The following is a 14,418-nucleotide window of genomic DNA, read 5'->3' as shown; positions in this document are numbered from 1 at the left end:
ACGCCCGCCTGCGCAGAGGAGCAACGCCTTGTCCGAAGTCTTCGTCCGTCCCGACGTCCGCGCCTTTCTGGGCTATCTGCAGAACATGCCCGGCCCGCGTGTCCATGAGCTGACGCCGGCGGCAGCACGCGCGCAGCTCAACGCGACCAAGGACGTGGCGGACCTGCCCGTCGGGACGATGGCGGTGATCCGCGACCTGACCGTTCCGACCCCGCACGGAGACCTCGCCGCGCGCCTGTTCGATCCGCGCGCGCACCGCGAGCCTGGTCCCGCGATGCTGTTCCTGCACGGCGGCGGGTTCGTGATGGGGGACCTGGATTCCCATGCGAGCGCCTGTGCTGAAATCGCGCGGATGCTCGATCTGCCGGTGGTGGCGCTCGACTATCGGCTGGCGCCCGAGCATCCCTGGCCGGCAGCGCCCGAAGATGCGGAAGCCGCCGCACGCTGGCTCGCCGAGGGTCCGGCCGCACTGGAGCGCGGCGTCACTAGCCTCGTGCTGGCGGGCGACAGCGCCGGCGGCGCGCTGGCGATCATCACCGCGATGGCGCTGCGGGACCGGCCGGCGGCCGTGCCGGTGATCGCGCAATTCCCCATCTATCCGCTGACCGACACGACGCGCGAATACCCGTCCTACGCGCAATTCTCCGACGGCTATCTGCTGACCCGCGAGTCGCTTGCCTGGTTCGGCGATGCCTATCGGGCGGAGAGCGCCAGCCTGCGTACCTCGCCGCTGCTGGGCGACATGGCGCAGATGCCGCCGGCACTGGTGCTGACCGCCGGCCTGGACCCGTTGCGCGACCAGGGCCGCGCCTATGCGGCGGCGCTCATCCAGGCCGGGGGGGCGGTCACCTATCGCGAGGCGCGCGGCAATGTGCACGGCTTCCTCAACCTGCGCCGGGCGATCCCGTCGAGCCAGGGTGACCTTGCCGGCGCGCTGGTAACGCTGCGCCAGATCGTGACCGAAGCCGAGGCCGAGCGCGTCCTGGCGCAGGCGGCGGGTTGAGCCCCTCGACTTGGGCGCCCACGCAGTTCTAGGAGACAGGTCATGAACCAGAGCACCCTTCCCTACCGGCCCTGCGCGGGCGTCATGCTGATCAACCGCGACGGCCGCGTGTTTGTCGGCCAGCGCATCGATTCGACGCTGGAAGCCTGGCAGATGCCGCAGGGGGGGATTGATCCCGGCGAGGATGCGCTCGAAGCCGCGTTGCGGGAGCTGCGCGAGGAGACCGGCGTGCAGCGCGACAAGGTTTCGCTGATCGGCGAAGCGCCGGAAGAGCTGACCTACGACCTGCCCGACGACATGATCGGCAAGGTCTGGGGCGGCAGGTATCGCGGCCAGCGCCAGCGCTGGTTCGCCTTCCGCTTCGAGGGCGAGGAAGGCGATATCGATATCGCCACGCCAGAGCCCGAGTTCCGCGCCTGGCGCTGGGCCGAACCCGAGGAGCTTCCCGAGGCGATCGTCGGCTTCAAGCGCGCGCTCTACGAGCGGCTGCTGGAGCTGTTCGCCGAGCCGCTGGGCCGGGCCGCACGCTGACGCGACGAGGTGAGCGGCAGGCGGGTTCACCTGTCGCTGCATTGCAGCTAAGGAACCCCGCGTGATCCGGGCCGTGCTTTCCTTCTCTGCCGCGTCGTTGCTCCTGGTTGGTGCCGTACCGGCTGCGGCCAAGGACGATGCGCCGATCCCGGAACAGCTCAAGATGATGCTCGACGCCGCCATGGCGACGGGCAACGAGGCTGAGGTCGCGACGCTGGTCAAATATTCCCGCATCGCTGCCCCCGACAGCATCGATCTGGTGCGCGAGATTACCAACAAATGGGTCGCCGAGCGTGCCGCCAAGCGCACCCGTGAGCTTCAGGAATCCTCGTTCTTCGCGCTGGTGAAAGGCCGCGCGGAGCTGGGCGGCTATGCAAGTTCGGGCAACAGCGACAACCTGGGCGCGACCGGCGTGCTCGACCTCTCGCGCGAAGGCTTCCGCTGGCGTCACAAGCTGCGCCTGCAGCTCGACTATCAAAAGGCGAACGGCGTCACGAGCCGCGAATATTATCTCGCCGCCTATGAGCCGAACTACAAGGTCGACGACCGGCTCTACATCTATGGCTCGACTCAGTTCGAAAGCGATCGCTTTGTCGGCTTCTACAGCCGCTATTCGGCTTCGACCGGCGCCGGCTACAGCGCGATCAAGCGGCCGGGGCTCACCCTCGACCTGGAACTCGGCCCGGCGTTCCGTCAGACCGATTACACCGACGACACGCAGGAAAGCAGCGTTGCGGCGCGCGGCTCGGTCGATTTCGACTGGCGGCTCACCTCCGCGCTGACGCTGCGCCAGGATGCATCCGCCTATGTCGCGGCGCAAGCGAACAGCACCTTGAGCAGCACGACGGCGCTGGACGCCAAGCTGCTGGGGCCGCTTTCGGCGCAGTTCTCCTATGCGGTGCGCTACGAAAGCCGGCCGCCGGAAGGCAGCGTCACCACCGACTCCACCACCCGCGCCTCCCTGGTCTATACCTTTTAGGCGCCGCGGTTCCTTCCGGGCCGGAACCGCGCTAGCCTTGTGCGCATGAATGGTCTCACAAGCGCGGAAAGCGCCGTCGTCGAACGCGCACGCGCTGCCCCGATGCTGGCACAGCTCGAAGCCTGGGTCGCGGTCAACAGCGGCACCCGCAACATCGCCGGGCTGGCGCGGATGGCGCAGCTGCTCGCCGATGCCTTTTCGGCGCTGCCCGGCGGGATCGCGCTCATCAAGCCCGATCCGGTGGAGGCAGTCGCGGCCGACGGCCGGTTGTCACCGATCGAACATGGCCGCCACCTGTTGCTGACCGTCCGGCCCCAAGCCTCGATCCAGCTGCTGTTCGCGGGGCACATGGACACCGTCTATCCGGCCGACCACCCGTTCCAGAAGATGCGGGTGCGTGAGGATGGCGCGCTGAACGGTCCCGGTGCCGCCGACATGAAGGGGGGCCTGGCCGTGATGCTGGCTGCGCTGAGCGCGATCGAAAGCTCGGGCTTCGCCGGGCGGCTTGGCTATCAAGTCGTCATCAACTCGGACGAGGAGACCGGCTCGCTGTCCTCCGCGCCGCTGATCGCGCGCGCGGCACGCGGCAAGCTCGCCGCCTTCGCCTATGAGCCGGCACTCGCCGACGGGACGCTGGCCGGGGCGCGCGGCGGCACGGGCAATTTCTCCCTCGCGGTGACGGGGCGCAGCGCGCATGCCGGCCGCAACCCGCAGGACGGACGCAACGCGCTCGTCGCCGCGGCCGAACTAGCGCTGCGGCTGGCTGATGCAGCGAGCGATGGGCTCACGGTCAACCCCGCGCGGATCGAGGGGGGCAGCCCGAACAACGTCGTCCCCGACAACGCCGTGCTGCGCGTGAACTTCCGCCCTGCCTCCGCCGAGGCCGCTGCGCGCGCGCGCGACGCGCTGGACGAGGCATCGACGCAGGTTGCCAGGCGGCACGACGTCCAGGTTCGAACGCACGGCAGCTTCAACCGGCCCCCCAAGCCAATCGATCCGGGCGCCGAGCGGCTGTTCGGGCTGGTACGCGATGCGGGCGAGAGCCTGGGTCTGCCGATCGGCTGGCGCGACACCGGCGGCGTGTGCGACGGCAACAACATCGCCGCATGCGGGGTGCCCGTGGTGGACACCATGGGTGTGCGCGGCGGTGCCATTCATTCACCCGAGGAATTCATGCTGCCAGACAGTCTGGGCGAACGCGCGGCTTTGTCGGCGCTGTCGATCCTGCGCCTGGTCGAGCGGGGTACAGCATGAGCTTTCGTATCCGCGCCGCCCGCGATGAGGATCTGCAGCACCTCTACGAGATGGCGAAGCTTACGGGCGGCGGCTTCACCAACCTTCCGCCCGACAGGCCGGCACTTCGCGCCAAGCTGGAGCGCAGCCATGCGGCTTTTGCGCGCGAGCCCGACACGCTCGACGACGAGCTGTTCGTGCTGGTGCTGGAAAATGCCGCGACCGGCGAGGTGCGCGGCACCTGCCAGATCTTCACGCAGGTCGGACAGCACTGGCCCTTCTACTCCTATCGCGTGGCGACGCTGACCAAGCACAGCGAGGCGCTGCGCCGCACCTTTCGCGCCGAAATCCTGAACCTGGTCAACGACCTGGAGGGGACAAGCGAAGTCGGCGGGCTGTTCTTGCATCCCAATGAGCGCGCGGGCGGGCTCGGCCTGCTGCTGGCGCGCAGCCGCTATCTGTTCATCCGCGCGCATCGCCAGCGGTTTGCCGACCGCATCCTGGCCGAGCTGCGCGGGGTGATCGACGAAGCAGGCGGCTCGCCCTTCTGGGACGGCGTCGCCGGGCGCTTCTTCGGCATGAGCTTTCAGGAGGCGGACGAGTTCAACGCCATCCACGGCAACCAGTTCATCGCCGACCTGATGCCCAAGCACCCGGTCTACACCGCAATGCTGCCCGAGAGCGCACGCGCGGTGATCGGCCTACCCCACCCTTCCGGCCGCGCGGCGATGCGGATGCTGGAGCGAGAGGGCTTCCACTATGAGAAGTACGTCGACATCTTTGACGGCGGCCCGACCATGACCGCACGCACCGATCAGGTCGCGACGATCCGCAACGCCCGCAGCGTGCGCGTGGCGGAACTGAGCGATGGCGGCGAGCCGATGCTGGTCGCCGTGGGCCGGCTGGAGCATTTCCGGGTCGGGTTCGGCGCAGTGCGGGCGAGCGAGGGCAGCGACGTGCTGCTCGACCGAGAGTGCGCCGAGCTGCTGGGAGTTGAGGCCGGCGACCACGTGACCGTGGTGGAGCGGGACTGATGGCGCTTACCGAAATCAACTTCGACGGCATCGTCGGGCCAAGCCACAATTATGCGGGGCTCAGCCACGGCAATCTCGCGGCGACACGCAACGCGGGGGCGGCATCGCACCCGCGCGCGGCGGCGTTGCAGGGGATCGCGAAGATGCGCGCGAACCTGGCGCTCGGGCTGACGCAGGGCATCCTGCTGCCCCACCCACGCCCAGACCACCGCTGGCTGGCGGCACTGGCGACCGACTATGCTTCGGCCCCCGCACATCTGAAGGCGCAGGCGCTGTCCGCCTCGGCGATGTGGGCAGCGAACGCCGCGACGGTGTCGCCCGCGCCCGACACGGCGGACGGCCGCTGCCACCTGAGCGTCGCGAACCTTGTCACCATGGCGCATCGCAGCCACGAATGGCCGGCGACGCTGGCGCAGCTAAGGCTTGCCTTTGCGCATGACCGCTTCGCGGTGCACCCGCCCGTGCCGGCGCCGTTCGGTGACGAAGGTGCCGCCAACCACATGCGGCTGGCCGCGCACCATGACGCGCCGGGCGTGGAGGTGTTCGTCTATGGCGTGACCGGCGGTCCCTTCCCTGCCCGCCAGCACCGCGAGGCGAGCGCCGCGGTTGCGCGGGCGCATGGGCTCGACCGCGCACGCACGCTGTTCGTGCAGCAGTCGGAGGCAGCGATCGCCGCCGGCGCCTTCCACAACGATGTGGTGGCGGTGGCGAACGAGCGCGTGCTGTTTGCGCATGAACAAGCCTTTGCCGACGCTCCGGCCTTTTACGCTGAGCTTCGCCGCCTGCTGCCGGAGGTCGAGATCGTCGAGGTACCGGCGGCGCGCGTGCCGCTGGAGGACGCGATCGCCTCCTATCTCTTCAACGCCCAGCTGGTGACGCTGCCGGGCGGCACCCAGGCGCTGGTGCTGCCGGAGGAGGCGCGTGCGACGCCGTCGGTGTGGAACTGGCTGCAAGAGCATGTCGCCGGCAACGGACCCATCCGCCAGCTGGAGGTAGTGGACGTGCGCGAGTCCATGGCCAATGGCGGCGGCCCCGCCTGCCTGCGGCTGCGCGTGGTTGCTGATCCGGCCACGATCGACCCTCGCTTCCTGGTCGATGCGGCGAAGCTCGATCGCATTGCGGAGGTCGTGACCCGTCACTGGCCGGAGACGATCGCGCATGATGCCATCGGCGGTGCAGCGCTGATGGAGCAGATCGAAGCGGCCCGGGTGGCGCTGCTGAAAGCGCTCGACCTTGTCGAATTAACTTACAGTTAAGCATGTTCTTGGATGTGCAGACCGCGGTTTTCTGCCGGTGGCACGCTCCTTGCTGAGCTGGCGGCATGTGGAACCGCCTTGCCCGCCTGTTCACCATCAAGACCAAGTTCGAGGCCTATCTGGTCATCTATGGCCTGGGCACCGGTGCCGTGGAGCGTGGGCTCCACTATGTGCAGCAATATCCCGGAGCCGGCGGCTGGCTGTTGTTCGCTGCCTGCCCCGTCGGCGTGTTCATGGCCGGTGCGCGCATCCTCGACTCGGTCGAGTCGAACGTGGGGTAGCGTGTCCTTCCCCTGCCGCTAGTCCTATTCTCGCGAAGGCGGGAACGCAGGGCCACGCAAGACAACCGCCGACAGCATGCGGAACCATGGGCTCCCGCTATCGCGGGAGCCCGGCAAAGGTGCGCTCGATGTACCGGAGCTCTGCCAGCGGTGTCCGAGTTACGCGCGGGCAGCCTTGAACCCCGCCACCAGCGCCTCGCCGCGGGCGCGGACGTCCTCGACGCTGCGGCCTGGTGCGTAGAGCGACGAGCCGATGCCGAAGCCGGCAGCGCCGGCCTTCAGGTACGGACCCATCGTGTCGGGATCGATGCCACCGACCGGGAAGACGGGGGTCGTCTTCGGCAGCACCGCGCGCATTGCCTTTAGCCCCTGGGGTCCGGCGAGTTCGGCCGGGAAAAGTTTCAGGGCATCGGCGCCCGCCGCGATGGCGCGGAACGCCTCGGTCGGCGTGAAGAAGGCCGGCAGCGACTGGAGCCCCGCGTCCTTGGTCGCGGCGATCACGTCGACGTCGGCGTTGGGGGAGATCACGATCTTCCCCCCGACATCCGCCATCCGGCGAACGTTCTCCACCGTCAGCACGGTACCCGCGCCAATCAGCGCCCGGTCGCCCATCCGGTCGACGATGCGGCGGATGCTCTCGAACGGCTCGGGCGAGTTGAGCGGCACTTCCAGGCAGCGGAACCCGACGTCGAACAACGCGTCGGCGATGGCCGGCGCTTCGTCGGGCGTAAGGCCGCGGAGGATGGCAACGAGCGGCAGCCCGCCCAGCAGGGTTTCCAGGGTCACTTCAGCAATCCTCCAATTCGCCACAATCCTCGCGCCACTGCGTCGGCGCCGTCGATCACGGTCACATCCGTCGTACCGGCCATCGCCAGCGCCACGCGGTAGCGTGCGGCCAGCATCTGGTTGCAGATCAGCACCAGGCCATCCTGCGCCGCCTCGCGCATCGCCGCCACTTCGCCGCCGATCAGCAGGCCGGAAAGATAGCTCGCCACCGCTTGGGGCGAGAGGCTGCCGAGCAGCACGTCGGCGCGTGCCGAGAACAGCAGCGGCAGCACTCCCGCCGGATTGTCGAGCGCGCGCCGGGCGCCGAGCGCGAAGGCGTCCTCGTCCGCCGCATCCCCCTCGGCCAGCTGCCCGAGCAGCGAGTTGTTGCGCAGCAGGGCGTACATCTCCCCGGTCATCAGCGTCGAGAAGCCGGTGATGCGGCCACCCTCTACGCGCGCCCATTTGCTGTGCGTGCCGGGCAGGACGATGGTGCCGTCCTCGCGCCCGCTGCCGAGGATCTGCGTCTCCTCGCCTCGCATGACGTTGGCAACGCCGCTTGCCCCGATTGCCGACAGGCCCGGAACGATGAAGCAACGCGCTGGTGCATCCTCGACGAGGAGCGCGGCAGCGGCAAGGTTGTCCGGATCGGCCGGGCAGGCAAGATAGGGCGCTTCATGCCAGCCGGCGCGCGCACCGACCATGCCGGCAAGCACCACCAGCGTGTCCGCCTCCAGCCAGCCTTCCAGCGTCTCGCCGAGCACGCCTGCGAATTCGCTACGCTGCAGCCGGGCGGCACCACGCGCGGACTCGCGCCGCTCGAGCACGGTGCCATCCGCGCCGAAACGATAGGCGCGCAGGTTGCTCGATCCCCAGTCGACCCCGACCAGCGTCATGCCGAGGCGCCTGCAGGCAGCGAAAGGCGCCGCTCGGGCGCAAGGGCGTTGTGGTTCATGGACGAGAAGTGGCCCTCCGGCGGGCAAATGTCGAGCCCGGCGCGGGGCACCGCTGCGTGTGCGAGGCGTTGAAGAGGGACAGGCTGGTTGATCGGGCGCAAGGACGGCGGCAGGACGCCACCGCATAGCGCCCGCAGGCGGGAGGTTCGGCGATGAAGACGGATGTGGTGATCGTAGGCGGCGGCCCCGCCGGGCTGAGCCTGGCGCGTGCGCTCGCCGACGCGCCGCTGCAGGTGACGGTCATCGAACGCCAGCCGCTGGAGGCGATCGCCACGCCCGCCTATGACGGGCGCGAGATTGCGCTGACCCATCGCTCGGTCGACACGCTGAAGGCACTGGGCGCCTGGCAGTACCTGCCTGCCGACGAAATCTCGCCGCTCAACGAGGCGCAGGTGCTGAACGGCGCATCCCCATTTGCGCTGTCGTTCGAGGCCTCCAACCACGGTGGCGGGCCGCTCAGCCTGATGGTGCCGAACCACCGCATCCGCGAAGCGCTGTACCGCACGGTGCAGGACCAGCCGAACCTGACGCTGCTGGCCGGCACCGGCGTCGCCGCGCTGCGGACGGATGCCCGCGCGGCAGAGGTGACGCTGGACGACGGCCGTACGATCACCGCCAAGCTGCTGGTGGCGGCGGACTCGCGCTTCTCGCACGTGCGCGAGCAGCTGGGCATCGCGGCGGAGATCAACCGGCTCGGTCGCTCGATGATGGTGTGCCGGGTCGCGCATGAGGGCGACCATCGCGGCATCGCGACCGAGTGGTTCGACAACCATCAGACGGTGGCGATGCTGCCGCTGAACGGGCGCCGCTCCTCGTTCGTCCTGACGCTCCCTGCCGACGGGATGGAGGCAATCACCGCCCTGGACGACACCGCCCTGGGCGCAGAGCTCACCCGCCGCTACGAGGGCAGGCTCGGGCGGATGACCGTGGACGCGCCCCCCAAAGTCTATCCGCTCGCCACCACCTATGCGCGCCACTTCGCTGCCACCCGCGCCGCGCTGATCGGCGACGCGGCGGTCGGCATGCATCCGGTCACCGCCCATGGCTTCAACCTGGGGCTGCAGAGCCAGGCGACGCTCGCGCGGCTCGTGATCGAGGCGGCGAGCCGCGGGCGAGACATCGCCGCGCCATCGCTGCTGCGCCGCTTTGAGATGACGCACCGGCTCGCCAGCCGGCCGCTCTATGCCGCCACCAATTTCCTGGTGCGGCTCTATACCGACGAGCGCCCCGGCGCCCGGCTGGCCCGGCACGCGACGCTTCGGGCGGGCAGCCGTTTCCCGCTCGCGCGCCGCGCCATCACCGCCATGCTGATGCAACGCTGACCCCCACAGGAGACCGACACCCTCATGGCTGATCGTATCGCGTGCCAGGCGCTTCGTTCCAAGATCTGCACCGCTGCGGAGGCAGCCGCCCATATTACCTCCGGCACCACGGTCGGCATGAGCGGATTCACCGGGTCCGGCTATCCCAAGGCAGTCCCGACCGCACTGGCCGAGCGGATCGAGGCGGAACATGCCGCCGGGCGGCCGTTCCAGGTGCGCATCTGGACCGGGGCCTCGACCGGCCCGGAGCTCGACGGTGCGCTGGCAAAGGCGGACGGCATCGAGTTCCGCCTGCCCTACAACTCCGATCCCACCGCGCGCGCGAAGATCAACGCGGGCGAGATGGAATATTTCGACATGCACCTGAGCCAGGTGGCGCCGATGGCGTGGGAGGGGTTCCTGGGACCGCTCGACACCGCGGTGATCGAGGTATCCGGCATTCGTCCGGACGGGGCGCTGATCCCCTCCTCCTCGGTCGGCAACAACAAGACCTGGCTGGACCGCGCGTCCAAGGTGATCCTGGAGGTCAACCGGTGGCAGAATGCCGCCCTGGAGGGGATGCACGACATCTACTACGGCACCGCGCTGCCGCCAGCGCGCGTGCCCATCCCGCTGGTGCGGCCGGACGACCGCATCGGCGAGCCGTACTTCCGCTGCGATCCGGACAAGATCGTCGCGATCGTGGAGACGGACTCGCCCGACCGCAACCTGCCCTTCGCACCCCCCGACGCCGCCGCCCACGCGATCGCCGGACACCTGCTGGAGTTCTTCGCGCATGAGGTGCAGCGCGGCCGCCTGCCGGAGTCGCTGCTGCCGATCCAGTCGGGCGTCGGCAATATCGCCAACGCGGTGCTGACCGGACTGGTCGAGAGCCCGTTCCACGATATGACCGCGTTTACCGAAGTGATCCAGGACGGCATGCTCGACCTGCTCGACAGCGGCACGTTGCGCATGGCCTCGGCCACCGCCTTTTCGCTGAGCCCGAGCGCGGCCGAGCGGCTGAACGCGGACATGGCCCGCTATCGCGACAAGATGATCCTGCGCCCGCAGGAAATGAGCAACCATCCCGAGCTGGTCCGTCGCCTCGGCTGCCTCGCAATGAACGGCCTGATTGAGGCCGACATCTATGGCAACGTCAACTCCACGCACATCATGGGATCGCGCATCCAGAACGGGATCGGCGGGTCGGGCGACTTCGCGCGCAACGCCTATCTCTCGATCTTCATGACGCCCTCGACCGCCAAGGGCGGCGCCATCTCCGCGATCGTGCCGCAGGTGGCGCATGTCGATCACATCAACCAGGACGTTCAGGTAATCGTGACCGAACAGGGCCTCGCCGACTTGCGCGGCCTCAGCCCCAAGCAGCGCGCGAAGCTGACCATCGAGAATTGTGCGCACCCCGAGTACCGCCCGATGCTGGCGGACTATTTCGCGCGGGCGCAACAGGGCAGCTATGGCCGCCACGCGCCCTCGCTGCTGAACGAGGCGCTGTCGTGGCACCAGCGCTTCCTCGACACGGGCTCGATGCGGAATTGAGGGCGCGGCCGAGACAGGCGTTGCGCGAGATCAAGGCCGCTGTGCGCCGCGTCGTGCAGGAGCTACCCTGCCCTGCTTCGCCCGGAGTTCCTCGATGACTGCTGCCCCTGCCCCCGCGACGGCCGCACCGCCAAGCCTGTACGACCGGATCGGCGGAGCGGACGGCGTGCGGCTGGTCGTGGATCGCTTCTACGACCTGATGGAGCATGAGCCGGAATACGCAGAGCTGCGCGCGATGCACGACGCGGACCTGCTGCCGGTGCGGGTGTCGCTCACGCAGTTCCTCAGCGCCTGGCTAGGCGGCCCCAGGGACTGGTTCGTGGCGCGGCCGGGCGCCTGCATCATGTCGGCGCACGGGGCGATGCCGATCACGCGCGAGACTGCCCGGCAATGGGTGCACGCGATGAGCCGCGCCCTGGCCGAGACTCGCGTTGAACGAACGCTGGGCGCGCAGATGCAGCAGTCGTTCCTGCGCATGGCACATGCGATGCTGCTGCGGGCGGGAGCAGCGGAGGTTTGAGCGCACCGTGCTCCTGCGCAGGCAGGAGCCTAGAGCCAGGCAGAACAATGGCTTGCGGCGTGTGCAACCCTGTGCTCCTGCCTCCGCAGGAGCACAGTTCGTTGCGGTGAACGCTCCGGGTTACGCCGGCTTGCGCGCCTCGATACCGCTTTCGTTCCAGCGGAGCGCCTTCAGCACCGTGTCGATGATTTGCGGCGCGTTGAGGCCGGCCTCGTCATACTGTTTTTCGGGCTTGTCCTGGTCCTGGAACACGTCGGGCAGGCGCATGGTGCGCAGCTTCAGACCCGCGTCGATCAGCCCCTCGTCGCTGGCATAGGTGAGGACGTGGGCGCCCAGGCCCCCGATCGCGCCCTCCTCCAGCGTCACCGCGACCTCATGGGTGGTGAGCAGGCGGCGGATCAGCGCCTCGTCGAGCGGCTTGGCGAAGCGCAGGTCGGCGACCGTGGTCGACAGCCCCTTGGCCTCCAGCTGGTCGGCGGCCTTGAGCGCCTCTTCCAGGCGGGTACCGAGCGAGAGGATCGCGACCTTCTTGCCCTCGCGCACGAGGCGGCCCTTGCCGATCTCCAGCCGCTCGGGCGTGGTCGGCAGCGGCACGCCGACGCCGTTGCCGCGCGGATAGCGCAGCGCGATTGGACCTGCGTCATAGAGCGCGGCCGTGTGAGTCATATGGACCAGCTCCGCCTCGTCGGCAGCGGCCATCACGACCATGTTGGGGAGCGTCGCCAGGTAGGTGACGTCGAAGCTGCCGGCGTGAGTCGCGCCGTCAGCGCCGACCAGCCCGGCGCGGTCGATCGCGAAGCGGACCGGCAGGTTCTGGATCGCGACGTCGTGGACCACCTGGTCATAGGCGCGCTGCAGGAACGTCGAATAGATGGCGCAGAACGGCCGCATCCCCTGCGCGGCGAGGCCGGCGGCGAAGGTGACGGCATGCTGCTCGGCGATGCCGACGTCGAAGGTGCGGGTGGGGAAGCGCGCCTGGAACTTGTCCAGGCCGGTGCCCGACGGCATTGCCGCGGTGATCGCGCAGATCGTCGGATCGCGCTCGCCCTCTGCCAGCAGCGCCTGGGCAAAGACGTTGGTATAGCTCGGCGGTCCCGGCGGCGCCTTGGCCTGGGTGCCGGTGATGACGTCGAACTTCTGGACGCCATGGTACTTGTCGGCCGACGCCTCGGCCGGGGCATAGCCCTTGCCCTTTTGCGTCACGACGTGGAGCAGGATCGGGCCTTCCTCCGCATCGCGGATATTCTCCAGCACCGGGATCAGGTGGTCGAGGTTGTGGCCGTCGACCGGCCCCACGTAATAGAAGCCGAGTTCCTCGAACAGCGTCCCGCCCATGGTCATGCCGCGGGCGAACTCGTCGGTCTTGCGTGCGGCCGAATGCAGCGGGCGCGGCAGGCGACGCGCGACCTTCTTCAGCGTCTCGCGCAGCCCCAGGAATCCGCGGCTGGACACGATGCGCGACAGATAGGCTGACAGCCCGCCGACCGGCGGTGCGATCGACATGTCGTTGTCGTTGAGGATCACGACCAGGCGGTTGCCCGCCTGTTCGGCATTGTTCATCGCCTCATAGGCCATGCCGGCCGACATCGAGCCGTCGCCGATGACGGCGATCGCCTTGCCCGGACGATCCGCGAGCTTGTTGGCGATGGCAAAGCCGATCGCGGCCGAGATCGAGGTCGAGCTGTGCGCCGCGCCGAACGGGTCGTATTCGCTTTCGCTGCGCTTGGTGAAGCCGGACAGCCCGCCGCCCTGGCGGATCGTGCGGATGCGCTCGCGACGGCCCGTCAAGATCTTGTGCGGATAGCATTGATGGCCGACGTCCCAGATCAGCCGGTCGTCGGGCGTGTTGAACACATAATGGATCGCCGTCGTCAGCTCGACCACGCCCAGGCCGGATCCCAGGTGACCGCCGGTGCTGCCGACCGCCGAGATGGTTTCCAGCCGCAGCTCGTCGGCAAGCTGGCGCAGCTGCGTGGGTTTGAGCGACCGCAGATCCGCGGGCGTCACGACCGTGTCGAGCAGCGGCGTGTTAGGAACGTCTACCATCAACCAGGCTTAGCGCGGGCGGCGCGCAGTGTCGATTGCCTGCAACCATCGCAAAGAGCTGGCTTATCGGCAGGCGGCGCACTTTCCTCGGACCTCGATCACCGGGCGAACGGCCGCAAAGCCCGCGCTGGCTGCTGCCGAACGGACGGTGCCGGTGATGCTGTCGTCGTCGATGTGAGTCGTTTGCCCGCAGCTGTCGCACACCAGGAAGATGCAGTCGTGCAGGCAATCCGGGTGCGCGTTGGCGACATAGGCGTTGGCGCTTTCGACCCGCCGTGCCAGGTTCGCGTTCACGAACAGATCGAGGATGCGGTAGACGCTGTTGGGTGCCACCCGACGCCCCTCTGCCTGCGACACCGCGTCGGCGATGTCATAGGCCGACGCCGGCTTCTCGAAGCCGGCCAGCACGGAAAAAATCCGCGCGCGCATCGCCGTCCACTGCTCGCCCGAACGGACCAGAGTCGCTTCCGCGACGCGCGACAGCGCTTCGCCCGAATGTTCGTGATGGTCGTGTGCGTGCATGGCGGTGAGATAAGCCTCCGCCGGTTCTGCGGCAAGCCGCGGCGGGATGTCAGGCCAGGGCGCGCCGGTTGAGGTCGTGGCCCAGCGCCAGCAGCGCCACGCCGATGATCGTCCACAGCGTCTCGCCCCCGCCATGCGGCAGGTGCAGCGCGCCCATCATGACGCCGAGCCCCAGCCCGCCGATCGCAGCCGGCATCATATAGCCATGCGTCATCATGCCGCGCCCGAGCGCCAGCGCACCGAAGCCGATCGCCAGCGCCAGCCCGACTTCGTGGAACAGGGGGTTCATCAGCGCGCCGGCGGCCGAGGCGAACAGCCCCAGGAACAGCACGCTCGCCACGCAGTGCACGACGCACAGGCCCGAGATCCCGATCGCGAATCGATCGAGCAGGGCGTCACGCTGCAAGGAGATGCTGGTGGACATTGTTCATCGA

Annotated in this window: 15 protein-coding genes; 10 read left to right on the top strand and 5 right to left on the bottom strand. The window is 68.7% G+C overall.

Features of this window, described 5'->3' with window-relative positions; genetic code table 11:
• The first annotated feature begins 28 nt into the window (after window positions 1-28).
• The 7 genes from LK533_RS03555 (at window position 29) to LK533_RS03525 (ending at window position 6,317) form a co-directional block, all read left to right on the top strand.
• On the top strand, window positions 29-1,003 hold the full coding sequence (locus LK533_RS03555; RefSeq protein ID WP_229361383.1) for an alpha/beta hydrolase: 975 nt from the start codon (window positions 29-31) through the stop codon (window positions 1,001-1,003).
• A gap of 42 nt (window positions 1,004-1,045) precedes the next feature.
• Window positions 1,046-1,534, top strand: a complete 489-nt coding sequence (locus tag LK533_RS03550; protein ID WP_229361382.1) for an RNA pyrophosphohydrolase — start codon at window positions 1,046-1,048, stop codon at window positions 1,532-1,534.
• Between the two features lie 61 nt (window positions 1,535-1,595).
• Window positions 1,596-2,513 (top strand): DUF481 domain-containing protein, encoded by a 918-nt coding sequence (locus LK533_RS03545; RefSeq protein WP_229361381.1) that lies wholly within the window; start codon window positions 1,596-1,598, stop codon window positions 2,511-2,513.
• A gap of 45 nt (window positions 2,514-2,558) precedes the next feature.
• Window positions 2,559-3,767 (top strand): hydrolase, encoded by a 1,209-nt coding sequence (locus LK533_RS03540; RefSeq protein WP_229361380.1) that lies wholly within the window; start codon window positions 2,559-2,561, stop codon window positions 3,765-3,767.
• The gene (locus LK533_RS03535) at window positions 3,764-4,780 is read left to right on the top strand and encodes an arginine N-succinyltransferase (protein ID WP_229361379.1); all 1,017 of its coding nucleotides are present in this window, start codon (window positions 3,764-3,766) and stop codon (window positions 4,778-4,780) included. The genes LK533_RS03540 and LK533_RS03535 overlap by 4 nt, the downstream gene beginning before the upstream one ends.
• Complete coding sequence (locus tag LK533_RS03530; protein WP_229361378.1) at window positions 4,780-6,036, top strand: N-succinylarginine dihydrolase; 1,257 nt, start codon at window positions 4,780-4,782, stop codon at window positions 6,034-6,036. The genes LK533_RS03535 and LK533_RS03530 overlap by 1 nt, the downstream gene beginning before the upstream one ends.
• Window positions 6,037-6,101: 65 nt before the next feature.
• The gene (locus LK533_RS03525; protein WP_229361377.1) at window positions 6,102-6,317 is read left to right on the top strand and encodes a hypothetical protein; all 216 of its coding nucleotides are present in this window, start codon (window positions 6,102-6,104) and stop codon (window positions 6,315-6,317) included.
• A gap of 159 nt (window positions 6,318-6,476) precedes the next feature.
• Here LK533_RS03525 and LK533_RS03520 read toward each other — a convergent pair whose 3' ends face one another.
• Both LK533_RS03520 and LK533_RS03515 read right to left on the bottom strand, forming a co-directional pair.
• Complete coding sequence (locus LK533_RS03520; protein ID WP_229361376.1) at window positions 6,477-7,103, bottom strand: 2-dehydro-3-deoxy-6-phosphogalactonate aldolase; 627 nt, start codon at window positions 7,101-7,103, stop codon at window positions 6,477-6,479.
• Window positions 7,100-7,978, bottom strand: coding sequence for a 2-dehydro-3-deoxygalactonokinase (locus LK533_RS03515; protein ID WP_229361375.1), 879 nt, complete (start codon window positions 7,976-7,978; stop codon window positions 7,100-7,102). The genes LK533_RS03520 and LK533_RS03515 overlap by 4 nt, the downstream gene beginning before the upstream one ends.
• A gap of 212 nt (window positions 7,979-8,190) precedes the next feature.
• Between LK533_RS03515 and ubiM the strand changes: the two genes are divergently transcribed.
• From ubiM to LK533_RS03500, 3 genes are all read left to right on the top strand, one after another.
• Window positions 8,191-9,360 (top strand): 5-demethoxyubiquinol-8 5-hydroxylase UbiM, encoded by a 1,170-nt coding sequence (gene ubiM, locus LK533_RS03510; RefSeq protein ID WP_229361374.1) that lies wholly within the window; start codon window positions 8,191-8,193, stop codon window positions 9,358-9,360.
• Window positions 9,361-9,384: 24 nt separating this feature from the next.
• Window positions 9,385-10,896, top strand: a complete 1,512-nt coding sequence (locus LK533_RS03505) for an acetyl-CoA hydrolase/transferase family protein (protein ID WP_229361373.1) — start codon at window positions 9,385-9,387, stop codon at window positions 10,894-10,896.
• A 94-nt stretch (window positions 10,897-10,990) separates the two neighbouring features.
• Entirely contained in the window at window positions 10,991-11,416 is a 426-nt protein-coding gene (locus tag LK533_RS03500) for a group II truncated hemoglobin (RefSeq protein ID WP_229361372.1), read from the top strand.
• Window positions 11,417-11,536: 120 nt separating this feature from the next.
• On the opposite strand, the gene dxs is transcribed toward LK533_RS03500, so the two are convergent.
• From dxs to LK533_RS03485, 3 genes are all read right to left on the bottom strand, one after another.
• Entirely contained in the window at window positions 11,537-13,462 is a 1,926-nt protein-coding gene (gene dxs / locus LK533_RS03495; protein WP_229361371.1) for a 1-deoxy-D-xylulose-5-phosphate synthase, read from the bottom strand.
• Window positions 13,463-13,525: 63 nt separating this feature from the next.
• Window positions 13,526-13,984, bottom strand: coding sequence for a Fur family transcriptional regulator (locus LK533_RS03490; protein WP_229361370.1), 459 nt, complete (start codon window positions 13,982-13,984; stop codon window positions 13,526-13,528).
• Window positions 13,985-14,033: 49 nt separating this feature from the next.
• Window positions 14,034-14,408: a MerC domain-containing protein gene (locus tag LK533_RS03485; RefSeq protein ID WP_229361369.1), complete on the bottom strand. Its 375-nt coding sequence runs from the start codon at window positions 14,406-14,408 to the stop codon at window positions 14,034-14,036.
• Window positions 14,409-14,418 lie beyond the last annotated feature (10 nt).

This window comes from Sphingomonas sp. PL-96 (genome assembly GCF_020707215.1).
Taxonomy (GTDB): Bacteria; Pseudomonadota; Alphaproteobacteria; order Sphingomonadales; family Sphingomonadaceae; genus Sphingomonas.
This window is presented reverse-complemented; position numbering and strand designations above follow the sequence as displayed.